Annotated in this window: 17 protein-coding genes; 12 read left to right on the forward strand and 5 right to left on the reverse strand. The window is 63.0% G+C overall.

Going from position 1 to position 19,259, the window contains the following annotated elements:
* Positions 1-84 precede the first annotated feature (84 nt).
* From ACE2AA_RS05525 to ACE2AA_RS05545, 5 genes are all read left to right on the forward strand, one after another.
* Positions 85-1,140 (forward strand): PhoH family protein, encoded by a 1,056-nt coding sequence (locus tag ACE2AA_RS05525; RefSeq protein WP_141260340.1) that lies wholly within the window; start codon positions 85-87, stop codon positions 1,138-1,140.
* Positions 1,124-1,705 carry an rRNA maturation RNase YbeY gene (ybeY, locus tag ACE2AA_RS05530; protein WP_227000814.1) on the forward strand — a complete coding sequence of 194 codons (582 nt, stop codon included), beginning with the start codon at positions 1,124-1,126 and terminating at the stop codon, positions 1,703-1,705. The genes ACE2AA_RS05525 and ybeY overlap by 17 nt, the downstream gene beginning before the upstream one ends.
* Positions 1,702-2,616: a hemolysin family protein gene (locus ACE2AA_RS05535; RefSeq protein ID WP_141260245.1), complete on the forward strand. Its 915-nt coding sequence runs from the start codon at positions 1,702-1,704 to the stop codon at positions 2,614-2,616. Before ybeY ends, ACE2AA_RS05535 begins: the two co-directional genes overlap by 4 nt.
* Before the next feature lie 134 nt (positions 2,617-2,750).
* Entirely contained in the window at positions 2,751-3,374 is a 624-nt protein-coding gene (locus ACE2AA_RS05540; RefSeq protein WP_141300721.1) for a thioredoxin domain-containing protein, read from the forward strand.
* 16 nt (positions 3,375-3,390) lie between these two features.
* Positions 3,391-7,929, forward strand: a complete 4,539-nt coding sequence (locus tag ACE2AA_RS05545) for an AAA family ATPase (protein WP_395371606.1) — start codon at positions 3,391-3,393, stop codon at positions 7,927-7,929.
* A gap of 10 nt (positions 7,930-7,939) precedes the next feature.
* On the opposite strand, the gene ACE2AA_RS05550 is transcribed toward ACE2AA_RS05545, so the two are convergent.
* Together ACE2AA_RS05550 and ACE2AA_RS05555 are read right to left on the reverse strand one after the other, a co-directional pair.
* Positions 7,940-8,140, reverse strand: a complete 201-nt coding sequence (locus tag ACE2AA_RS05550) for a hypothetical protein (RefSeq protein WP_395371607.1) — start codon at positions 8,138-8,140, stop codon at positions 7,940-7,942.
* 52 nt (positions 8,141-8,192) lie between these two features.
* The gene (locus ACE2AA_RS05555) at positions 8,193-9,710 is read right to left on the reverse strand and encodes an acetyl-CoA hydrolase/transferase family protein (RefSeq protein ID WP_141260249.1); all 1,518 of its coding nucleotides are present in this window, start codon (positions 9,708-9,710) and stop codon (positions 8,193-8,195) included.
* Between the two features lie 614 nt (positions 9,711-10,324).
* Here ACE2AA_RS05555 and ACE2AA_RS05560 point away from each other — a divergent pair.
* From ACE2AA_RS05560 to gltA, 4 genes are all read left to right on the forward strand, one after another.
* Positions 10,325-11,032 (forward strand): metallophosphoesterase, encoded by a 708-nt coding sequence (locus ACE2AA_RS05560; protein ID WP_193557643.1) that lies wholly within the window; start codon positions 10,325-10,327, stop codon positions 11,030-11,032.
* A 39-nt stretch (positions 11,033-11,071) separates the two neighbouring features.
* Positions 11,072-11,389, forward strand: coding sequence for a chorismate mutase (locus ACE2AA_RS05565; RefSeq protein WP_141260252.1), 318 nt, complete (start codon positions 11,072-11,074; stop codon positions 11,387-11,389).
* A gap of 6 nt (positions 11,390-11,395) precedes the next feature.
* Positions 11,396-11,947, forward strand: coding sequence for a histidine phosphatase family protein (locus tag ACE2AA_RS05570; RefSeq protein ID WP_141260254.1), 552 nt, complete (start codon positions 11,396-11,398; stop codon positions 11,945-11,947).
* 219 nt (positions 11,948-12,166) lie between these two features.
* Positions 12,167-13,465 carry a citrate synthase gene (gene gltA, locus ACE2AA_RS05575; protein WP_141260255.1) on the forward strand — a complete coding sequence of 433 codons (1,299 nt, stop codon included), beginning with the start codon at positions 12,167-12,169 and terminating at the stop codon, positions 13,463-13,465.
* Between the two features lie 171 nt (positions 13,466-13,636).
* On the opposite strand, the gene ACE2AA_RS05580 is transcribed toward gltA, so the two are convergent.
* The gene (locus tag ACE2AA_RS05580) at positions 13,637-13,891 is read right to left on the reverse strand and encodes a hypothetical protein (protein WP_010508037.1); all 255 of its coding nucleotides are present in this window, start codon (positions 13,889-13,891) and stop codon (positions 13,637-13,639) included.
* A gap of 227 nt (positions 13,892-14,118) precedes the next feature.
* On the opposite strand from ACE2AA_RS05580, the gene ACE2AA_RS05585 reads away from it, so the two are divergent.
* A complete protein-coding gene (locus ACE2AA_RS05585; RefSeq protein WP_141260257.1) occupies positions 14,119-14,880 on the forward strand; it encodes an orotate phosphoribosyltransferase in 762 nt (253 codons plus the stop codon).
* A 14-nt stretch (positions 14,881-14,894) separates the two neighbouring features.
* A complete protein-coding gene (locus tag ACE2AA_RS05590) occupies positions 14,895-15,722 on the forward strand; it encodes a glutamate racemase (protein ID WP_141260259.1) in 828 nt (275 codons plus the stop codon).
* Between the two features lie 144 nt (positions 15,723-15,866).
* Here the strand turns inward: ACE2AA_RS05590 and ACE2AA_RS05595 are convergent, their stop codons facing one another.
* Positions 15,867-16,871 (reverse strand): polyprenyl synthetase family protein, encoded by a 1,005-nt coding sequence (locus ACE2AA_RS05595; protein ID WP_141300153.1) that lies wholly within the window; start codon positions 16,869-16,871, stop codon positions 15,867-15,869.
* 199 nt (positions 16,872-17,070) lie between these two features.
* Between ACE2AA_RS05595 and ACE2AA_RS05600 the strand changes: the two genes are divergently transcribed.
* A complete protein-coding gene (locus ACE2AA_RS05600; protein WP_395371611.1) occupies positions 17,071-17,832 on the forward strand; it encodes a tRNA1(Val) (adenine(37)-N6)-methyltransferase in 762 nt (253 codons plus the stop codon).
* Positions 17,833-18,114: 282 nt separating this feature from the next.
* Here ACE2AA_RS05600 and ACE2AA_RS05605 read toward each other — a convergent pair whose 3' ends face one another.
* Positions 18,115-19,125, reverse strand: coding sequence for a ribonucleotide-diphosphate reductase subunit beta (locus tag ACE2AA_RS05605; protein WP_395371613.1), 1,011 nt, complete (start codon positions 19,123-19,125; stop codon positions 18,115-18,117).
* Positions 19,126-19,259 lie beyond the last annotated feature (134 nt).

Genomic DNA, 19,259 nt, shown 5'->3' on the forward strand with positions numbered 1-19,259 from the left:
ACACAATCCACGCTCCACGTCCCCCGTCGCGGCGGCGGGCGGCGTCCTCCCCCCCACGGCGCGGCTGCGGCAAATGACCGCACCGTGACCCTGCAGTTTGAGGATAACGCGCTTCTGGCGCAGCTTGTGGGGGATCACGACCGTCATCTCCTGCATCTTGAACGTGGATTTGATGTCCGGCTGGCCTGCCGTGGCAATCGCATCGCCATTACGGGTGCCGCCGCACGGGTCGGCCTTGCGCAGGGCACGCTGACCGAACTCTACCGCCGTGCCCGCGCGGGGCAGGTTGTCGATACCGCCACCGTGGACACCGCCATCCGCATCGCGGCCCATGCCCTGTCCGCCCCATCCGCCGCACCAACGGATATGCCCGCCATGACCAATGCCAGCACCCCCGTTGTTCCTGCCCGTCCGTCACTTGCGGATCTGCCCACCATCATGACCCGGCGTGGCCCCATCGCGCCGCGTTCCGTGGGCCAGGGGCAGTACATGGACATGCTGGCGCGGCAGGAAATGGTGTTTGGCCTTGGCCCCGCCGGCACGGGCAAGACCTATCTTGCGGTGGCGCAGGCGGTAGCCATGCTGCAGGCGGGACAGGTGGACCGGATTGTCCTGTCGCGGCCTGCGGTCGAAGCGGGCGAAAGGCTGGGCTTCCTGCCCGGCGACCTGAAGGAAAAGATCGATCCCTACCTGCGTCCACTCTATGATGCCCTGCATGACATGATGCCGGGCGATCAGGTCATCCGGCGCATGGGCACGGGGGAGATTGAGGTGGCGCCGCTTGCATTCATGCGCGGGCGAACGCTGGCGCACTGTTTTGTGATTCTGGACGAGGCGCAGAACACGACCCCCGCCCAGATGAAGATGTTCCTGACCCGCATGGGGGAAGGCACGCGCATGGTCATTACCGGCGACCTGAGCCAGGTTGACCTGCCGCGTGGCGTGACATCCGGCCTGAGGGAGGCGGTCGAAACACTCGACGGCCTGCCCGGGATCGGCATGATGCGATTTGAATCGCGTGACGTGGTGCGCCACCCGCTGGTGGCGCGTATAGTGGAGGCATACGACCAGCGCGCCGGGGCACAGCACCGCCCCCACCGCGCCCGGTCGCAGCAGGAGAACGATGAAACCTCGAAGTAGCACAGGCCCCGCCCATTCCGGCGGGGTCGCAGATGCAGCGCGACGGGCCAGCACGCCCGTCCTCCCGGCCGGATTGGACGGTCCTGACATAACCGTGGCGGACCGGCGCTGGAATCGCGCCGTCCCCTGCCCGGCCCGGCTGGTGGCGCGCGCCGTGGACGTGGCGCTGCAGGCCACAGGATGCCACGGGCCGGTAACGGTCGTACTGGCCGATGACCGCACGGTGGCACGGATGAACTGGCGTCATCGCGGTCGCAACAAACCCACCAATGTCCTGACATTCGAATATGCCCCGGCCCATGCGGGTGGTGGCATATGGGGCGGTGACATCATCATCGCGTTCGAGACGGTGGCACGCGAAGCCCATGCCGCAGGCCGCACGATGGCTGCCCACCTTGCCCATCTTGTCATACATGGTGTCCTGCACCTGGCCGGGTATGACCATCACCACCCCGGTGAAGCGCGGGAGATGGAGATGCTCGAAGCCCGCACCCTGTCCGGGCTTGGTGTTGCCAATCCATGGAAACCGGGCCGCACGGCCACCACGCGGGGGATGCGGTCATGAGCCGTAATGGCAATGACGCGGGCGCGGAACCTCCGTCCGGGTCGCGCGGCAAGGGATTCCTGTCGCTGTTCAGCCGCAAACGCGGTGAACAGGGGCTGCGCCATTCCATTGCCGCGCTGGTCAAGGAAGCCGACGACGCGGCGGGGGACGAAGCCGATCCCCGGTCATCCGAACTGGACCGGCAGGAACGTGCCCTGCTGGCCAACGTGCTGCGCCTGCGCGGGATCACGGCGGATGACGTAATGATCCCGCGCGCCGATATCGTGGCCATGCCCGTTGATATCAGCCTGGATGAGGCACTGGCCATGATGCGACGGGAAAACCATTCCCGCATGCCGGTCTATCGTGACCAGCTGGATGACATCGTGGGCATGATCCATGTGAAGGACCTGATCGCCTATGTCGGCACGTCCGAAGCCTTCCGCATGGAACCCCTGCTGCGCCAGCCGCTTATGGTTGCGCCACAGCTTCCGGTGCTGGACCTGCTGCTGCAGATGCGCGTCCGACATGTCCACCTTGCCCTGGTGATCGACGAATATGGCGGCATTGACGGTCTGGTCACCATTGAGGACCTGATCGAGACAATCGTGGGCGACATATCGGACGAACACGACGAACCCGCGGCCAACATGATACGCGAAAGGCCGGACGGCACGCTGGAAGTAGACGCCCGCACACCGGTCGCGGCATTCGAGGAAAAGGTCGGTCCGATCCTGACGCGGGAGGAACGCGAGGCCGAGATCGAGACGGTGGGCGGCCTGGTCTTCCGCCTGGCCGGTCACGTGCCGACCCGGGGTGAAGTCGTAACCCACGAAAGCGGCATGGTTTTCCGCATCCTTGATGCGGATGCCCGCCATATCCGCCACGTACGCGTGCGCCTGCCCCCGCGTGAAGCACCGCCCACCACCTAATCATGACGGCACGCCCGCGCCGTGCGGGCGTGCCATACCGCGTGGAATGGATTTACGCACGCGCGTCGCCTCTTTACACTCGCCGCGCCGGGGTTTTATCCCCCACCCAGTCCCATACCGGAGAGTAACCCGTGATGCCCATCAAACGCCGCACCCTGCTTGCCCTTGCCCCCGCGCTGATTACCGGCGGCGGCCTGCTGTCCGGCAGGGCCATGGCGCAGGACGCCGACCCGCGCCTGTCCATCCGTGCGGTGGGCAACCCGCAGGCCAAGGTGCATGTGGAGGAATGGTTTTCCCTGACCTGCACGCACTGCGCGCGCTTCGCCGCCGAGGTCTTTCCCGAAATCCGCACCAAGCTGGTCGATACGGGGCGCGTATACTACATTTTCCGTGATTTCCCGCTGGATCAGGTGGCGCTGACCGCATCCATGGTCGCCCGCGCCCTTCCGCCCGAACGCTATGAACCCTTCGTGCTGGCCCTGCTGTCCAGCCAGGACCGCTGGGCTTTTGGCAAGGACGTGAACCCCGAGGAACAGATCCAGAAGATGGCTGCCCTGGCCGGCATGTCGGCCGACACGTTCCAGCAGACCATCCATGACGACAGGCTGCGCCACGCCATCATGGACGAGGAAGACCGCGCACAGGCGCAGTACAAGATCGATGGCACCCCCACCTTCCGCTTCAACGACAGGGAACAGGTGGCACAGGAACTGAATTACGAGGAGTTCGCCAAGAAGGTCGAAGCGGCGGCACAGTGACCGGAGCCTGTCCGTCATGACCGCCCGTTTCGTCCGGCTGCGCATCGCAGGGTTCAAAAGCTTCGCCGATCCGGTTTCCGTCGACATCCTGCCGGGGCTTACGGGCATTGTCGGGCCGAATGGCTGTGGCAAGTCCAATGTGGTCGAGGCCCTGCGCTGGGTCATGGGGGAAACCAATGCCCGTTCGCTGCGCGGCGGAGAAATGGACGACCTGATCTTCGCCGGGACCACCGCGCGTGCCGCGCGCAACATGGCGGAAGTCACCCTGACGCTGGAAGGTGCTGCCGAAGTGGCCCCCGCCCCCTTTCAGGGGCAGGACGAACTGCAGGTCTGCAGGCGCGCGGACCGGGGTGCGGGCAGTGGCTACCGCATCAATGGCCGCACAACGCGCGGCCGCGACGTACAGACGCTGTTTGCCGACCTGGCGTCGGGCGCGCGGTCATCCGCCATGGTCAGCCAGGGCCGCGTGTCCGCGCTGGTCAACGCACGGCCCGAGGAACGCCGCACCATCCTGGAAGAAGCCGCCGGCATCACCGGCCTGCATGGCCGCAGGCACGAAGCCGAGCTGAAGCTGCGCGCGACCGAAGCCAACCTTGCCCGCGCCGAAGACCTGCGCATCCAGCTTGAGGCGCGGCTGGGCGACCTGCAGGAACAGTCCGAGCAGGCGGGTCAGTACCGCGAACTGTCGCAGGGGCTGCGGGAATCGGAAATCGCCCTGCTCGCACTGCTGCATGCCCGCGCGCACAAGGCCGTGGCCGATAGCGAAACCGCCCTTCACGCGGCAAAACGCGACCTGAAAGCTGCGGAAGACGTGGCCGAAAGCGCTGTGATCGCGGATTACGAAGTCACCCGGACCCTGCCCGCATTGCGGGAGGAACTGGATACACGCCGCACCGAACTGGAACGTTTCAAGGTACGCGCTGAAACCATTGCCGATGAACTGGCCCGCGCCGAAGCCGCACTGGATGCCGCCCGCACGCGGCTGACCGAATGCGAAACCGTGCATACGGCGGCCCTCGCCCGACGCGATGACGCCATCGTCATGCGCGACCGGCTTGTAGCCGAACGCGCGCACGTGGAAGAGCGCCTGTCCGCCCTGCCCGGACTGCGTGAAACAGCACAGGCCGAACGCACAGCACTGGCACAGGCCATGACGGACATGGCCGGGCGCGTGGAACAGGCCACTACCACCCTGCGCGAAGCCCAGCTCCAGACCACGCAGGCGCGTGAGGTGCTGGACACAGCCATCGCCACGCATGAACGCCTTGTGAGCCAGCATAAGGAACTGGCCACCGAGATCGCGGACCTTGAAGCCGCCATGCCGACCGAGGCCGCGATTGCCGAACATGATGCGCGGATCACCGAATCCGAACAGTCTGCCGCCGATGCACTGACCACGCGCGAAGCCGCAACCCACACCCATTCGGAAGCCGTGCTGCAGGCTGGCCTTGCCCGCAATGCCGCCACCGAAAGCCGCCGCGTGCATGAACAGGCGACGCATGACGCCAATGCGGTGCGTGACAGGCTGGATGCACTGGAACGCAATATCGCAAGCGTGCGTACGCATGTGGAAAAGGCCCACGCCAGCCTTGTGCCCGAAACTGAACGCCTCCGCCTCACACAGGCGGTTGCCGAGGCGGAAGTCGCACTGGGCGCCATCCGCGCGGAACTGGGCAGTGCGGAAGAATCCCGCGCACAGGCAACGCAGGCCGAAATACAGGCCAATGCCCGCCTGAAGGACGCCCGTTCCACCCGCCACACCACAGAAGAAGCCCTGCGGGCGGCACGGGCGGCACGGCAGCGTGCACAGGGCGAGGTGGATACGCTGGCCGCAAGCATGGACCGCCTGCGCGCGCAGGCAGTGCCGGATGCGGACCTGCAGGCCCTTGTCAGCAAACGTGCGGCCGCCGAATCCGCGCTGGAAGCTGCACACCAGCACATGGCGGCAACCGAAAACGCCGCTGTCGCCGCCACCCGTGCGGAAGAAACCAGCGCAGGCCATCTGTCACAGGCCCGCGCCACCCTGTCGGGACTGGAAGCGGAAGCCGACGGCCTTGCCCGCGCATTGCAGAGCGACAGCGATACCGAACACGCCCCGGAATCAGGGGTAACGCTGGCGGAAAGCCTGCATGTACCGACCGGGCTGGAAACCGCACTGGCCGTTGTCCTGTCGGACGGGCTGAACGCCACGCTGAAGGGCAAGGCCGCGCGGGAATGGCACGACCTGCCCGCCACCACGCCAGCCCCTTTCCCTGCTGCCGACATCCAGCCGCTGTCCGCCCTGCTGGATGCGCCCCCTGCCCTGTCACGCGCGCTGGGGGCTGCGGGGCTGCTGCCCGATGGCATGGATGGGACGGCATTGCAGGCAGCCCTTGCGCCGGGGCAATGTCTTGTCACGCGCGATGGCGCGCTGTGGCGGTGGGATGGCTATGCACAGGCCCCCAACCTGCCGGGACGCGCGGCCCTGCGGCTGAAGCAGCTTGGACGCCTGCGGGAACTGCGCACGGAACTGGAACACGCCCGCACCGAAATCCCGGCGCTGGAACAGGCCGCCACCGCCGCTGGACAGCTCCGCGAACAGACGGCACGCGAACTGGTGGCCGCGCGCGCATCGCGCACCAGTGCCGAAAATACGCTGGGAACCTGCCGCACGCAGGAAGCCGACCTGTCACGGCGGCACGCCACCATCGCCGCCCAGATCGACACGCTGGCCATGCAGCAGGACACGGCTACCGCCGCCCTGAAGGAAACCGAAGCCACCTGTGCCCGCGCGCAGACGCAGGCAGACAGCCTGCCCGATCTGGCCCAACTGGAACAGGCTCAGAAAGCTGCCAGCACGCAGGCGGCACAGGCGCAGGCCCATGAAAGCGGGTTACGCACCACCCGCCAGCAGGCCGAGGCGAAGGTGGAACAGGCCCGTCAGGCCATGCAGGCCACCATGTCCAGTCATAGCGAGGCCGAAACGCGCCTGCAGGCCATGCAGCCCGAACTGGCGCGACTGGAAACCGACCGCGACGCGCTGGCGGCTGAACTGGTCACGCGACGCGAACATCTGGCCGCCCTGCCCGCCCCCGACATTGCCGAAGCGGCCGCACGGCAGGCCACAACCACCGCCAGTGACGCAGAACAGGTCCTGAAGCAGGCACGTGATGCGGTGGAGACCACGACCGCGCAACTGGAACACGCCCGCACGACCCGCGCGGCACTGGAACAGAAAATGCGTGAAACCGGCGCGCGGCTGGATGCCCGCCGCGCACGGATGGCGGACCTGTCCCTTGCGGTGGAACAGGCGGATGAAGCAGTGGAAGCGGCACGGGCACGGCTGGCGGCGCTGCCGGACATTGCCGGGCTGGAACATGCGCTGGGCGAACTGCGCGCGCAGGATGAGGTCCTGCGCACGCAGGAGCATGAGCGCCGCGATACGGTCGCACGCCTGCAGGCGGAAGATGCCAGCCTGCGCCAGCGTTTCGACACATCGGCACAGGAACTGGCGCAATGGACCGCCCGCGTCGAAGCCGCCACGCTGGAGGCTGAAGCAGCCCAGGCCCGGCTGAACAACGCACGGGCCGAACACGAACGCCTTGCCCCGCAGCCTGTGGCAGTGCGTGCGCGACGTGACGCGATCACGACCGAACTGGAACAGTATGCGGCCAGCCACGACGTGGCGGTCACGGCATTGCAGCAGGCCCAGACCCGTCAGAGTGAACTGCAGGACGGTCGCCGCACGGCGGAAGAGGTCCTGACCGCCGCACGTGAGGAACTGGTCCGCGCCGAAGGCAGGCGGGAACAGGCGCAGGTGCTGCTGGCGCAGTTGCAGACGGAATCGCAGCCACCAGCGGGTGTGGTTCCGGCAGACCTGAGCGTGAGTGCCGAAACCGGCCTGCGCCGCAAGGTCGCCCGTCTGACCCGCCAGCGCGACGAACTTGGTCCCGTCAATCTGCGTGCCGAAATCGAGGCACAGGACGCATCGGGCAAGATCGACACCATCCTGCACGAACGCGACGAACTGCAATCCGCCATCGCCCGCCTGCGCGGCATGATCGGCCAGCTGAACCGCGAGGGACGCGAGCGGCTGATGGCCGTGTTTTCCCAGATCGACCAGCATTTTCAATCCCTGTTCGCGCGCATGTTCAATGGCGGACGCGCGCATCTGGGCATGGTGGGCAATGATGACCCGCTGCAGGCGGGGCTGGAAATCTATGCCCAGCCGCCGGGCAAGAAGCTGGCGACGCTGTCACTGCTGTCGGGCGGAGAACAGGCGCTGACGGCGCTGTCGCTGATTTTCGCGGTCTTCCGGTGCAATCCTGCCCCCATCTGCGTGCTGGATGAGGTTGATGCCCCGCTGGATGACGCCAATGTGGGCCGTTTCTGCGCCCTGCTGGGCGACATGGTGGCCGAAGCGGGCACGCGCTTCCTTGTCGTGACCCATCACCAGTTGACCATGGCGCATATGGACCGGCTGTATGGCGTGACAATGCAGGAACGCGGAGTCAGTCGCGTGCTGTCGGTCGACCTGGAACGCGCGACCGAGATGGTGGACACGCCCACCCCATAAAACACTGTTATTAAAAAATAAAAGTTTTTGGGTGCCGCCTTTTTTCAAAAAGGCGGCGTTTTGTCGAAGCTTTTTGAAAAAAGCTTCGACAAAAACTTCTGATTTTTAAACAGGCATCCGGTGCGAAATAGAACAGGCCTGTGGGAACCATGCCCTCACAGGCCTGTTTTACAGTCATGGCATGCCCGTGTGGGAAAAGGGCGGTCACCATCCGCCACCATCCCCGCAGGCACTGCGTTTCCATGCGGAAACGAGGTCAGTGATTACGGCATCATGCTGCCGGTCTCGATGAAGCGCTGATGCCACGACAGGGCTTCGTTCAGCAGATGCGGTGACTGCTGACCGAACGAACCCGCACGGGCGCGTTTGAAATAATCCTGCAGCATCGGGCGGTAGTCGGGATGCGCACAGTTGGCGATGATGACTTCCGCACGCTGCTTGGGCGACAGGCCACGCAGGTCGGCCAGGCCCTGCTCGGTCACCAGAACCTGCGAATCCTGCGTGATGTGGTCAACATGCGACGCCATGGGCACGATGGCGGAAATCTTGCCCCCCTTGGCAGTGGACGGCGTCATGAACACGGAAATGTAGGCGTTGCGGGCAAAGTCACCCGAACCACCGATGCCGTTCTGGATTTTCGATCCCATGATCTGGGTCGAGTTCACGTTGCCGTAGATATCCGATTCGATCAGGCCGTTCATGGCGATACAGCCAAGGCGGCGGATCAGGCCGGGATGGTTGCTGATGTCCTGCGGGCGCAGGATAATCTTCTTCTGGAATTCCCGCATGCGGGAATTGAGCGATTCCGCGGCTTCGGGGCTGAGAGAGAACGCCGTGGCCGACGCAACCCGCATCTTGCCCGTTTCCAGCATGCCCAGCATGCCGTCCTGAATGACTTCCGTATAGGCGGTCAGGTCATTGAACGGCCCTTCTTCCAGTCCGCCCATCACCGCATTGGCCACGTTGCCCACACCGGACTGCAGCGGCAGGAGCGAGGGCGGCAGGCGGCCCATTTTCACTTCGTGGCGGAAGAATTCCATAAGATGGCCCGCGATGCCGCGCGCGGTCTCGTCCGGCGGGGAGAACGGGGCATTACGGTCGGGCGCATTGGTTTCGACAATCGCCACGATCTTGTCGGGGTCGACCTTCAGCGACGTGCCACCGATCCGGTCATCGGGGCGCAGCAGCGGAATGGGCTGGCGGTGCGGGGGAAGCGCTGCGCCATACCAGATGTCATGCATCCCCTCGAGTGCCGCGTCCTGCCAGCTATTGACCTCGATGATCACCTGTCTGGCGGTGTCGAGCCATGTCTTGGAGTTACCGACGGAAGACGACGGGACAATGCTGCCGTCTTCGCGGATGGCCGTGGCCTCGATGATGGCGGTATCGATCTCACCAAAGAAGCCCGCCCATGCCATGGGGGCCACGTGGCTGAGATGCATGTCGAGGTATTCCGTCTCGCCCTTGTTGATGCGCGCGCGCAGGCCGGGATCGGAATTGTAGGGCATGCGGAAGGAGATGCCGTTAACCTTGGCCAGCGCACCATCAAGCTCCGGACCGGTAGAGGCCCCGGTCAGCAGCCGGATGCGGTATTCGTTACCCTTGGCGTGCTCGCGCTCCATCAGGGCAGCAAGCGCCTGCGGCACGGCCTTGGGGTAACCCGCGCCGGTAAAGCCGCTGGTACCAACCGTGCTGCCCGGGCGGACAAGGGAGGCCGCCTGCTCGGCGGTGGTGATCTTGGCCCGGAGCGCCGCATTCCGGATTCGGGTGTGGTCGATCATGAACTTTCCCTCAAACTCTTATCGTTATGTCCGGCCTGCGCCGGATGTGTCGTATGCCTCAGCCACGGTCTGGCGGGGCCTGTGTTGTCCCCATCGTGCTGGCGCCTGTCCGATCTGCCTGGCCATTGCATGGGTGTGGGTATTCCCTTTGCACCCCATGCGCCGACACCGCGTTTCACTTCAGCATGACGCCATCATCTGTTCTCCCTCCGGCAGTCGGCGTCACAACAAAAGAGTGTGACACCGCGCCCGGACTCCGGTGACAGGTTTCACGTTTGCTCCATCACCGGGCGGGATATGCGCAGGGTGTATTTTTGGTATGTATTTTTGGCAATATACTCCATCAGGCAGCTGGAATGTCGTTACCCGCATGCAACCGTTTTGTGTCATTAAAGATACATTCTTGGCCATACCCCTAGTGCAAAGGCGGCCAATCTTGTGAATAATAGGCAACAAGACCCAATCAGGGGATCCCGGCACACGGCACCGTCATAAGAGAGACAGGAGAGGATTTTCGCTTGAGACGTCGATTTCCCTCTCACAGGCCTGTCATGGCACGGGAAGGCACGTCCCCGCCCGCCCCGGCGAGGGATTACCCGCTACCCCCGGTCACGATGCCGGCGCACCCGCTGGCGGACCTGCTGGCCGGGCGGCCGCTGCGCGTCGTGGGCGACGTGCATGGCGACCTGCATGCCTTCCGCCATGCCGCGGCGACGGACCGGTTTGTCATACAGCTGGGTGACCTGGTGGATTACGGTCCCGACAGCGCCGGGGCCTTCCGCCTGATGCAGCGGCTGATCGATGAACGGCGCGGGCTGTTCATACTGGGCAACCACGACCGTAAGCTGGCCCGCGCGCTGCAGGGCCGCAAGATGCGGCGCGATCCGCCCCTGATGGAAACCCTGACCCAGTTCATGGCTGAGGAAAACAGCGACGTGTCCCAGCGTGCGCTGGCGGACCTGTCGCACGCACCCGCGTGGATCGTGCTGGGGCAGTCGATATTCGTGCATGGCGGCTTCCATGTCCGCATGCTGGGCGAACTGCCGCCGCCGGGGCTGGGCACCGTGACCCCCCTGCTGTCACGCGCGCTGTTTGGCGAGACGACGGGCCGGATGCAGAAGGACGGCTACCCTGAACGGCGGCTGAACTGGGTTGATCACATCCCCGCGGGCTACACGGTCTATTGCGGGCATGACCGCCGCTCGACCGACGGGCGACCATGGGTCAGGCACGGCCGGATGGGGGGACGGGCCATCTTTACCGATACCGGCGCGGGCAAGGGTGGCCACCTGGCATGGATCGACCTGCCGCCCATCCTTTAGCAGACCATACGCATTCATACTTCAGGAGAGCCTTCCCACATGAACACCACCCAGGCCACACAGGACGCCGCGCAGGCGAAGCTGGAAGAACTGCGCCGCAGCATCGACAACATCGATGCGGCCCTGATCTATATGCTGGCCGAACGTTTCCGCCATACGCAGGCGGTGGGAAAGCTGAAGGCGACCAACCACATGCCCCCCGCCGACCCCGCGCGTGAGGCCCGTCAGGTCGCACGTCTGCGCCAGCTGGCCACGGCAGCGCAGCTTGATCCGGATTTTGCCGAAAAATTCCTCGCCTTTATCATCCGCGAGGTCATCCGCCACCATGAGGCCATTGCCGCCAGCGAAGGGCAGTAATCCCCGATGCCCGACACACCGGCAGCCAGTCACGCCCCTGTCCGGCAGATGGTGCTGATGCGCCATGCGCAGGCCGCCCCCGCCCCGTTCGGGGCGATGGGGATGCAGGCGGACCTTGGGCGTCCACTGACCGCTTATGGCCGCCAGACCGCCGCCAGCTGTGGCGCGCTGCTGCGGGCACGTCACTTCGCGCCGGAGCTGGTGATGGTCAGCCCGGCAGTGCGTACACGCCAGACGCTGGCTGCGATCGGATCATTTTATGGCGATCGGCAACCCGATATCCGATATGTGAACGCCCTGTATGACGCGATGCCGGAAACCATCCGTGACCTGCTGTATGAAGTGCCGGATAACGTCAATAATATCATGATATTAGCTCACAATCCCGGCCTGCAGGCGCTGGTTGCGCACTGGGCTGCGCGTCATTGCCCGCCAGAACTGGAAAATGCGCTGCATCAGGGCTTCCCACCGGCCTCGATGGCCTGCTTTACCGCCACGCAGGCATGGAATCAGGCGGCTGACGGGGATATCCGCCTGACCGACCTGTCTTGCCAATAATGTCATTACCGCAGGCGGGGGGGACGGATTGCCACGATGGGGCTTTCGTTCCTATCGTCAGACCCGAGGCCCGCTGACCGCCGCCCATGCGGCGCACGGGTATATAAATTTGGGCACACTTACCAACTGTCGCACGAACGACAGGATGCCCGGAGGTTGGAGACATGTGCCGCCCTGCCCCAATGTGCGCCGGGTCGGCACCCAAGAGGAGTGTTGTAGATGAGCGAGTCCGGAAAAAGCGCCACAATCTCGCTGAACGGCAAGGATGTTGCCCTGCCGGTACTGTCAGGCACGCTGGGGCCGGATGTCATCGACATCCGCAAGCTGCCGGCGCAGGCCGGGGTATTCACCTATGATCCCGGTTATGGCGAAACCGCTTCATGCTCCAGCAAGATCACGTTCATCGATGGTGAAAAGGGTATCCTGCTGCATCGGGGCTATCCCATCGCGCAGCTGGCCGAACAGGCGACCTTCATGGAAGTGGCCTACCTGCTGCTGAACGGGGAACTGCCGGACAAGGCGGAGTATGACGGGTTTGTAAACTCCATCAAGCATCACACCCTGCTGCACGAACAGATCCGCAATTTCTTCAACGGTTTCCGTCGTGACGCCCACCCCATGGCCATCCTGTGTGGCACGGTGGGGGCGCTGTCCTCCTTCTATCATGAAGGGCTGGATGTCTCGAATGCGACGACGCGTTACCAGTCGGCCATGCGCATTATTGCCAAGATCCCGACCATTGCGGCATGGGCGTACAAATATACGCAGGGCGAGACCTTCATCTATCCGCGCAATGACCTGTCATATGCGGAAAACTTCCTGTCCATGATGTTCGCCGTGCCCAGCGAGCCGTACAAGATCAATCCCGTCCTGGCGCGCGCCATGGACCGTATCCTGATCCTGCACGCGGACCATGAACAGAATGCGTCCACGTCTACCGTGCGTCTGGCAGGGTCCACCGGGGCCAACCCGTTTGCGTGCATTTCTGCCGGTATCGCCGCCCTGTGGGGGCCTGCCCATGGTGGCGCCAACGAAGCCGTACTGAAAATGCTGGCTGAAATCGGGCACAAGGACAACATTCCCGAATTCATCGCCAAGGTGAAGGACAAGAACAGCGGCGTGCGCCTGATGGGCTTTGGCCATCGGGTGTACAAAAACTTTGACCCGCGTGCGAAGATCATGCAGGCCACCTGCCATGAAGTGCTGGGCGAACTGGGGATCAAGGACGACCCGCTGCTGGACCTTGCGATCGAACTGGAAAAGATCGCCATCCACGACGAATATTTCGTCAAGCGCAGCCTGTACCCGAATGTCGATTTCTATTCCGGCATCATCCTCAAGGCCATGGGCATCCCTACCAGCATGTTCACCGTGCTGTTCGCGGTCGCCCGCACCACCGGCTGGATCAGCCAGTGGAAGGAAATGATCGAGGAACCGGGCCAGCGTATCGGCCGTCCCCGCCAGCTTTACACCGGGTCACCGGAACGCGACTTCGTGCCGTTTGCCAAGCGGGGCTGACTGAATCCCACGCCGGACGGATGCACCATCCGCCCGGCGTGGGAACAGGGAAACGGATCGTGGCGGTTTTACCTGCCGCGCTGTCGCATTGCGTGCATCATGCAAAAAGGGCGGGCCACTGCATGGCCCGCCCCTTTTTGCATGATGGAATGATCCCTTATCCCGGATGGGTCAGTCACACTCACAGCCATTCGTGGGACCGGGGCGTTTCTGGATCACGTGGTGGTCGATCCATTCCGACACCAGACGCCGTGCCTCGTTCAGCGAGGATTCCGGATGGTGGATACGGTACAGGGTAGTGCAGGCATGGAAAGCCGACACATCGCTGGTCCCTACGCCACGCAGTTCCTGATAGGCGGTGATTACGGCACGCTCGCACTTGCGAGAGATGCGGCTGTTTTCAACAGACACGATGCGATGACCCATTGGTGAGAATGATTATCAGTATTGGGATATTAGATCGAATACCCCCATGGGGCAAGGTACGCATGGCCTCACACTCCGCTGATCAGGTCACGTTATGTTTCCGATGTAGCCTTTTTTTGGCAATTATGCCCGCAGCCCACGCAGACAGATGGATTTTCACATCTGTTGCGGTTAATCGTCTGTGCTGTCATTGAAGACACCACATATCATTTGGCCGGAGATAGGGTATGCACGACGCCACGGGGAACGGGGCTGGACTTTCAACAGGCTCCACGGCATGGGACCGCGACGCAGCACTTATGACGGCGCGCCTGCTGCTGGAAATCAAGGCTGTCAATTTCCGCCCCGACGAACCTTATACCCTGACATCCGGCTGGAAATCCCCGGTCTATATCGACTGCCGCCGCATCATCTTCTTCCCGCGCGCACGCCAGAAGATCATGGAGCTGGCAGTGGAAAAGATCGGCCGCCATGTAGGTTACGAAAGCATTGACGCCGTGGTGGGGGGCGAGACAGCGGGCATTCCCTTCGCCGCATGGATTGCCGACCGCATGATGGCGCCGATGGCCTATGTACGCAAAAAGCCCAAGGGCTTTGGCCGCAATGCCCAGATCGAAGGCGATGTGCCCGAGGGCATGCGTACCCTGCTGGTGGAAGACCTGACCACCGATGGGTCGTCCAAGGTGCAGTTTGCCAACGCGCTGCGCAAGGCAGGCGCCATCGTGGACCATACCTTTGTCGTGTTCTTCTACGGCGTGTTCCCCGGCGCCTACCGCACGCTGGCCGACATGGATATCAGCCTGCATGCGCTGTGTACGTGGTGGGATGTGCTGGAAGCCTGCGCGGGCAAGCCCTATTTCTCTGAAAAGGATGCCGCCGAAGTCCGTCGCTTCCTTGAAGACCCCTGCGCATGGTCAGCCAAGCATGGCGGCGTGGGCAGTGCGGAAGAAGCGCTGGCGCTGAAGGCCAAGCGCGACGCCGGGGCCTGATCCCGGACGGGTCGATGGCGCGTATCCTTGCTTTTGATTCCGGCATCGGGGGGTTGGGGATCGTAGCCCGTATCCGCGACCTCCTGCCGGGAGTAGCGGTCGATTACCTGGCCGATACTGCCATCTTTCCCTATGGCGAACAGCCCGACGCAACCCTGCGCCGGCGAATCGTTACCCTGCTGGGTCAGGCCATTGACCGCCTTCGGCCCGATGTGGTGGTGGTTGCGTGCAATACCGCCAGCACGCTGGCGCTGGACAGCCTGCGTGCAGCGTATGACGTGCCGTTCGTGGGCTGCGTACCCCCCATAAAATGGGCGGCGGACCATACCCGCACCGGCACGATCGGCCTGCTGGCTACCCGCGCCACGGTACGTCGTCCCTATCTGCGTGATCTCAGCACACGTTTCGCCCCTGACTGCACCCTGCTGGCCTATGGCGCGCGGGGACTGGCCGACATGGCGGAAGCCGCGTTCCGGGGCAGCCCCCCCGACCGACAGCAACTGAAAACCGAGCTTGATGGCCTGTTTGACCAGATGGGCGGGGATCGGATTGACGTAGTCGGGATTGGCTGCACGCACTACACCTTCCTGCTGGACGCAATGCGCGAAACCGGACCCGCGCATGTCACCTGGCTGGACCCGGCCCCTGCCGTCGCCAGACAGGCCGCACGCATTCTGACCGGGTGCGATACGACCGCCGATCCCCGACGGCCCCGGGCCGAACGGGTCTGCTTTACCGCCATGCCGCCTGATCTTGCCGCCCTGCTGCCCGGTCTGCGCAGGCTGGGTTACGCGATAGATGCACCCTGTCTGTTCAGCAAAGACGTGACGACCCATTCCTGAGCAGGCGTGGCCCAGTGCGGAATTCCGATCCCTGCAAAAAGTCCTTGGGGAAAGATTTTTCAAAAAGCATCAAAAGAATACCGCCCTCCTGAAAAAAGGCGGTACCCATAAACTTTCATCGTCAGATTGCCCTGGACCGCCCGCTTAACGCAGGCGGTTGACCGTATAGCTGGCCGTATCCTGCAATAACTGGCGCAGGCGGCCAGGGGGGAAAATGGACAGGGCTTCACGCGCGGTCGTGGCATATTCCGTCGCCCGGTCCAGCGTGGTGCGGATGGCCCCGGTCTGTTCAATCAGCCTGAGTGCATGGTCAAGGTCTTCGGGCGTCTGCTCGCTTTCCTCGATCACACGATGCCAGAAGGCACGATCTTTTTCTGACCCGGCGGCATAGGCCGCCAGCACCGGCAGGGTAATCTTGCCTTCGCGGAAGTCATCGCCCACCGTCTTGCCCAGACGGGCCTGATCCGCGGCGTAATCCAGTGCGTCATCCACCAGCTGGAACGCCATGCCCAGATTGGTGCCGTAGGATTCGAGGGCATGTTCTTCCGCCCCTTCCCGGTCGGCCACGACCGCGCCCACACGACAGGCGGCGGCGAACAGTGCCGCAGTTTTGCCATGAATGACTTCCAGATACTGGTCAATCCGTGTGGAAAGATCGTTCTGGGTGGACATCTGCAGCACTTCCCCTTCCGCGATCGTGGCGGAAGCGGATGAGAGGATATTCATGACCTTGAGTGAGCCATCATCCGTCATGAGCTGGAAAGACCGGGCGAACAGGAAGTCGCCCACCAGCACCGATGCCTTGTTGCCGAACACCGCATTCGCGCTGGCCATGCCACGACGCAGGGAACTTTCGTCCACCACGTCATCATGCAGCAGGGTTGCGGTGTGAATGAATTCCACACAGGCCGCCAGCGCCACATGCCGCTGGTGCGTGGCATCGGGCTGGTAACCGCACAGCCGGGCGGACGCCAGCGTCAGCAGCGGGCGCAGCCGCTTGCCGCCTGCGGCAACCAGATGGGCCGCAAGCTGGGGAATGAGCGCGACCGGGCTGTCCATCCGCTCGACAATGGCGCGGTTACACGCGGCCATGTCATCTGCAAGATATTCCGCCAGGTCACGCAGGGCGACTTCTGATCCATCTGCCATCGGGCGGCGAGCCCCTTCGTCTTTCTGACTTGCCGTTTCGTCGGATTCCGGCAGACTAACTGCTAGGGCCAAAAGGTTACTCTCCCGGTTCCGAATGTATGAACATAGATATGAGTATATGGGCGGCGCTGGAATAACGGTCAAGCCAGACCACGCACACACACGGCATGGGGCTGATGATACGCAATCCCTTTCCCCCATGGGCGATGCCCCGGTCACGACGGGCACTTTGCTGGGTGGAAAGGTGGTCTATCGCCAGTTTCCGACCGGAAACAGGACCGGATTGGAACCGGTTCTGATGGCTGCTTTTGTGCCCGCACGCGCCGGAGAGGTCGTGCTGGAAGGCGGATGCGGCGCGGGCGCAGGACTGCTGTGCCTGACGAATCGGGTGCCCCGCCTTACGGGAGTCGGGCTGGAACAGGACCCTGCCACCGCAACGCTGGCCCACCACAACCTTGCACTGAACGGACGCCATGGCCTGCGCGTGCACGTGGCCAGCATCCCCGCCCTGCCCGATGACCCGCTGCTGTCGGGGCCGGGGGTGCGCCGCATTGACCACGCTTTCGCCAATCCGCCATGGCATGGACATGATTCGTCCGCGTCCGCCCACATGCAGCGCGATCTTGCCCGCCGCCTGCCCGCAGGCACGCTGGTGGCGTGGGTGCGCACACTGGCGGCCCAGTTGCGCCACCATGGCACCCTGACGCTTGCCCTGCCCGCCAGCCTGCTATCCGCCAGCATTGCCGCGATGGAGGACACGCGGCTTGGCCGTATCCGGATCTTTCCGTTCTGGCCCCGTCAGGGGCATGCCGCGCGGATCGTGCTGGTGCAGGGCCGCGCGAATTCCCGCGCTGGCAGCGAAATGCTGCCCGGACTGACGCTGCATGAAACCAGTGGCGAATTCACCCCCGCCGCCCGTGCGGTGCTGGAAGACGGCGCGCCCCTGATGCCCCACGCATAAATCAGACCCTTTCCAAAACAGCCTGTTGACAGGAAAGCGCCAAAAAAATCCAGACACCACCTGTTTTGAAAAAGACGGCATGACCGGCGGCTTTGTGCAAAAAAGCATCACCAGTCCCCGAAGATGGCTTGGAAGCCTGCTCCTGAAGCAGCCTGCAGATTGTAAAAATTTTTGGTGAAGCTTTTTTCAAAACGATTCAAAAGAACGCCACCTTTTTGAAAAAAGGCGGCACCCAAAAACTTTTGTCTTTATTTATCAGTATGATGCACTGAAACATTATCTTCAGGCAAACGCTTCATCCCACGACCCCGTGGTCGAGGCGCGACTATATTCCGTAGCGCGATTTTCAAAGAAATTGGTGTGTTCGACCGCGTTCACCATTTCATCCACCCATGGTAGCGGGTTGATGGCGATATCATAAATCCCGTCCAGCCCAAGCTGACCCAGACGGCGGTTGGCAACGAAGCGTATGTACTGCTTCACCTGCCCCGCATCCAGCCCCTCGACCGCGCCCATCTCGAACGCAAGGTCGATGAATGCGTCCTCGTGTTCGACAATATCACGGCAGATCTGGCGAATGTCATCACGCAGGGTATCAGTCCAGATTTCCGGATTTTCATGGACGAACACCCGGAACAGCCGCGCCATCGAATCACAGTGCAGCGATTCGTCACGCACTGACCATGACACGATCTGCCCCATGCCCTTCAGCTTGTTATGCCGGGGGAAATTCAGCAGGATGGCAAACGACGCGAACAGCTGCAGCCCTTCGGTAAATGCGCCGAACGCCGCCAGCGTCCGGGCGATCTGGTAGTTATCGTTGACCGAAAACTGCTGCATGTAGTCATATTTATCCTTCATTTCCTTATATTTAAGGAAAGCGGAATACTCGGTCTCAGGCATGCCGATGGTATCGAGCAGATGACTGTAGGCGGCAATATGGATCGTCTCGATATTCGAAAATGCCGAGAGCATCATCAGCACTTCAGTCGGTTTGAACACCTGGCTGTAGTGCTTCATGTAACAGTTGTTCACCTCCACATCCGACTGTGTGAAGAAACGGAAGATCTGGGTGACCAGATGCCGTTCGCTTTCCGTCAGCGTGCGGTGCCAGTCCTTCACATCATCAGCCAATGGCACCTCTTCAGGCAACCAGTGGACACGCTGCTGCGTCAGCCATGCATCATAGGCCCATGGGTAACGGAATGGCTTGTAAACGGGATTGGCGGTCAGCAGGCTGGGTTCGTGCTGCGTCGGGGCACCTGCGCCGGGGGCTTGATCGGTCATGGCCATGCCTGTCCTGTTACATGAATCGGGATCGTCGGGCACAAACCCGACACCCTGAACAATAAACAGCAGAACAAGTCAGCGTCCACTCAAAATAACAGCACAAAAAAACTACCCTACACTTAGGATGTAGTCCTTTT

Origin of the sequence: Komagataeibacter diospyri (assembly GCF_043995075.1) — a bacterium.
In the GTDB taxonomy this organism is placed as follows: Bacteria; Pseudomonadota; Alphaproteobacteria; order Acetobacterales; family Acetobacteraceae; genus Komagataeibacter; species Komagataeibacter diospyri.

Excerpts from the sequence above, each read along its gene's own strand:
- ACE2AA_RS05555 (WP_141260249.1), bottom strand. The coding sequence starts at position 9,710 with ATGATCGACCACACCCGAATCCGGAATGCGGCGCTCCGGGCCAAGATC.
- ACE2AA_RS05600 (WP_395371611.1), top strand. The coding sequence starts at position 17,071 with ATGGGCGATGCCCCGGTCACGACGGGCACTTTGCTGGGTGGAAAGGTG.
- ACE2AA_RS05545 (WP_395371606.1), top strand. The coding sequence starts at position 3,391 with ATGACCGCCCGTTTCGTCCGGCTGCGCATCGCAGGGTTCAAAAGCTTC.
- ACE2AA_RS05590 (WP_141260259.1), top strand. The coding sequence starts at position 14,895 with ATGGCGCGTATCCTTGCTTTTGATTCCGGCATCGGGGGGTTGGGGATC.
- ybeY (WP_227000814.1), top strand. The coding sequence starts at position 1,124 with ATGAAACCTCGAAGTAGCACAGGCCCCGCCCATTCCGGCGGGGTCGCA.
- ACE2AA_RS05580 (WP_010508037.1), bottom strand. The coding sequence starts at position 13,891 with ATGGGTCATCGCATCGTGTCTGTTGAAAACAGCCGCATCTCTCGCAAG.
- ACE2AA_RS05535 (WP_141260245.1), top strand. The coding sequence starts at position 1,702 with ATGAGCCGTAATGGCAATGACGCGGGCGCGGAACCTCCGTCCGGGTCG.
- ACE2AA_RS05570 (WP_141260254.1), top strand. The coding sequence starts at position 11,396 with ATGCCCGACACACCGGCAGCCAGTCACGCCCCTGTCCGGCAGATGGTG.
- ACE2AA_RS05565 (WP_141260252.1), top strand. The coding sequence starts at position 11,072 with ATGAACACCACCCAGGCCACACAGGACGCCGCGCAGGCGAAGCTGGAA.
- ACE2AA_RS05540 (WP_141300721.1), top strand. The coding sequence starts at position 2,751 with ATGCCCATCAAACGCCGCACCCTGCTTGCCCTTGCCCCCGCGCTGATT.
- ACE2AA_RS05560 (WP_193557643.1), top strand. The coding sequence starts at position 10,325 with ATGCCGGCGCACCCGCTGGCGGACCTGCTGGCCGGGCGGCCGCTGCGC.
- ACE2AA_RS05550 (WP_395371607.1), bottom strand. The coding sequence starts at position 8,140 with ATGGTGACCGCCCTTTTCCCACACGGGCATGCCATGACTGTAAAACAG.
- ACE2AA_RS05585 (WP_141260257.1), top strand. The coding sequence starts at position 14,119 with ATGCACGACGCCACGGGGAACGGGGCTGGACTTTCAACAGGCTCCACG.
- ACE2AA_RS05605 (WP_395371613.1), bottom strand. The coding sequence starts at position 19,125 with ATGGCCATGACCGATCAAGCCCCCGGCGCAGGTGCCCCGACGCAGCAC.
- gltA (WP_141260255.1), top strand. The coding sequence starts at position 12,167 with ATGAGCGAGTCCGGAAAAAGCGCCACAATCTCGCTGAACGGCAAGGAT.
- ACE2AA_RS05595 (WP_141300153.1), bottom strand. The coding sequence starts at position 16,871 with ATGGCAGATGGATCAGAAGTCGCCCTGCGTGACCTGGCGGAATATCTT.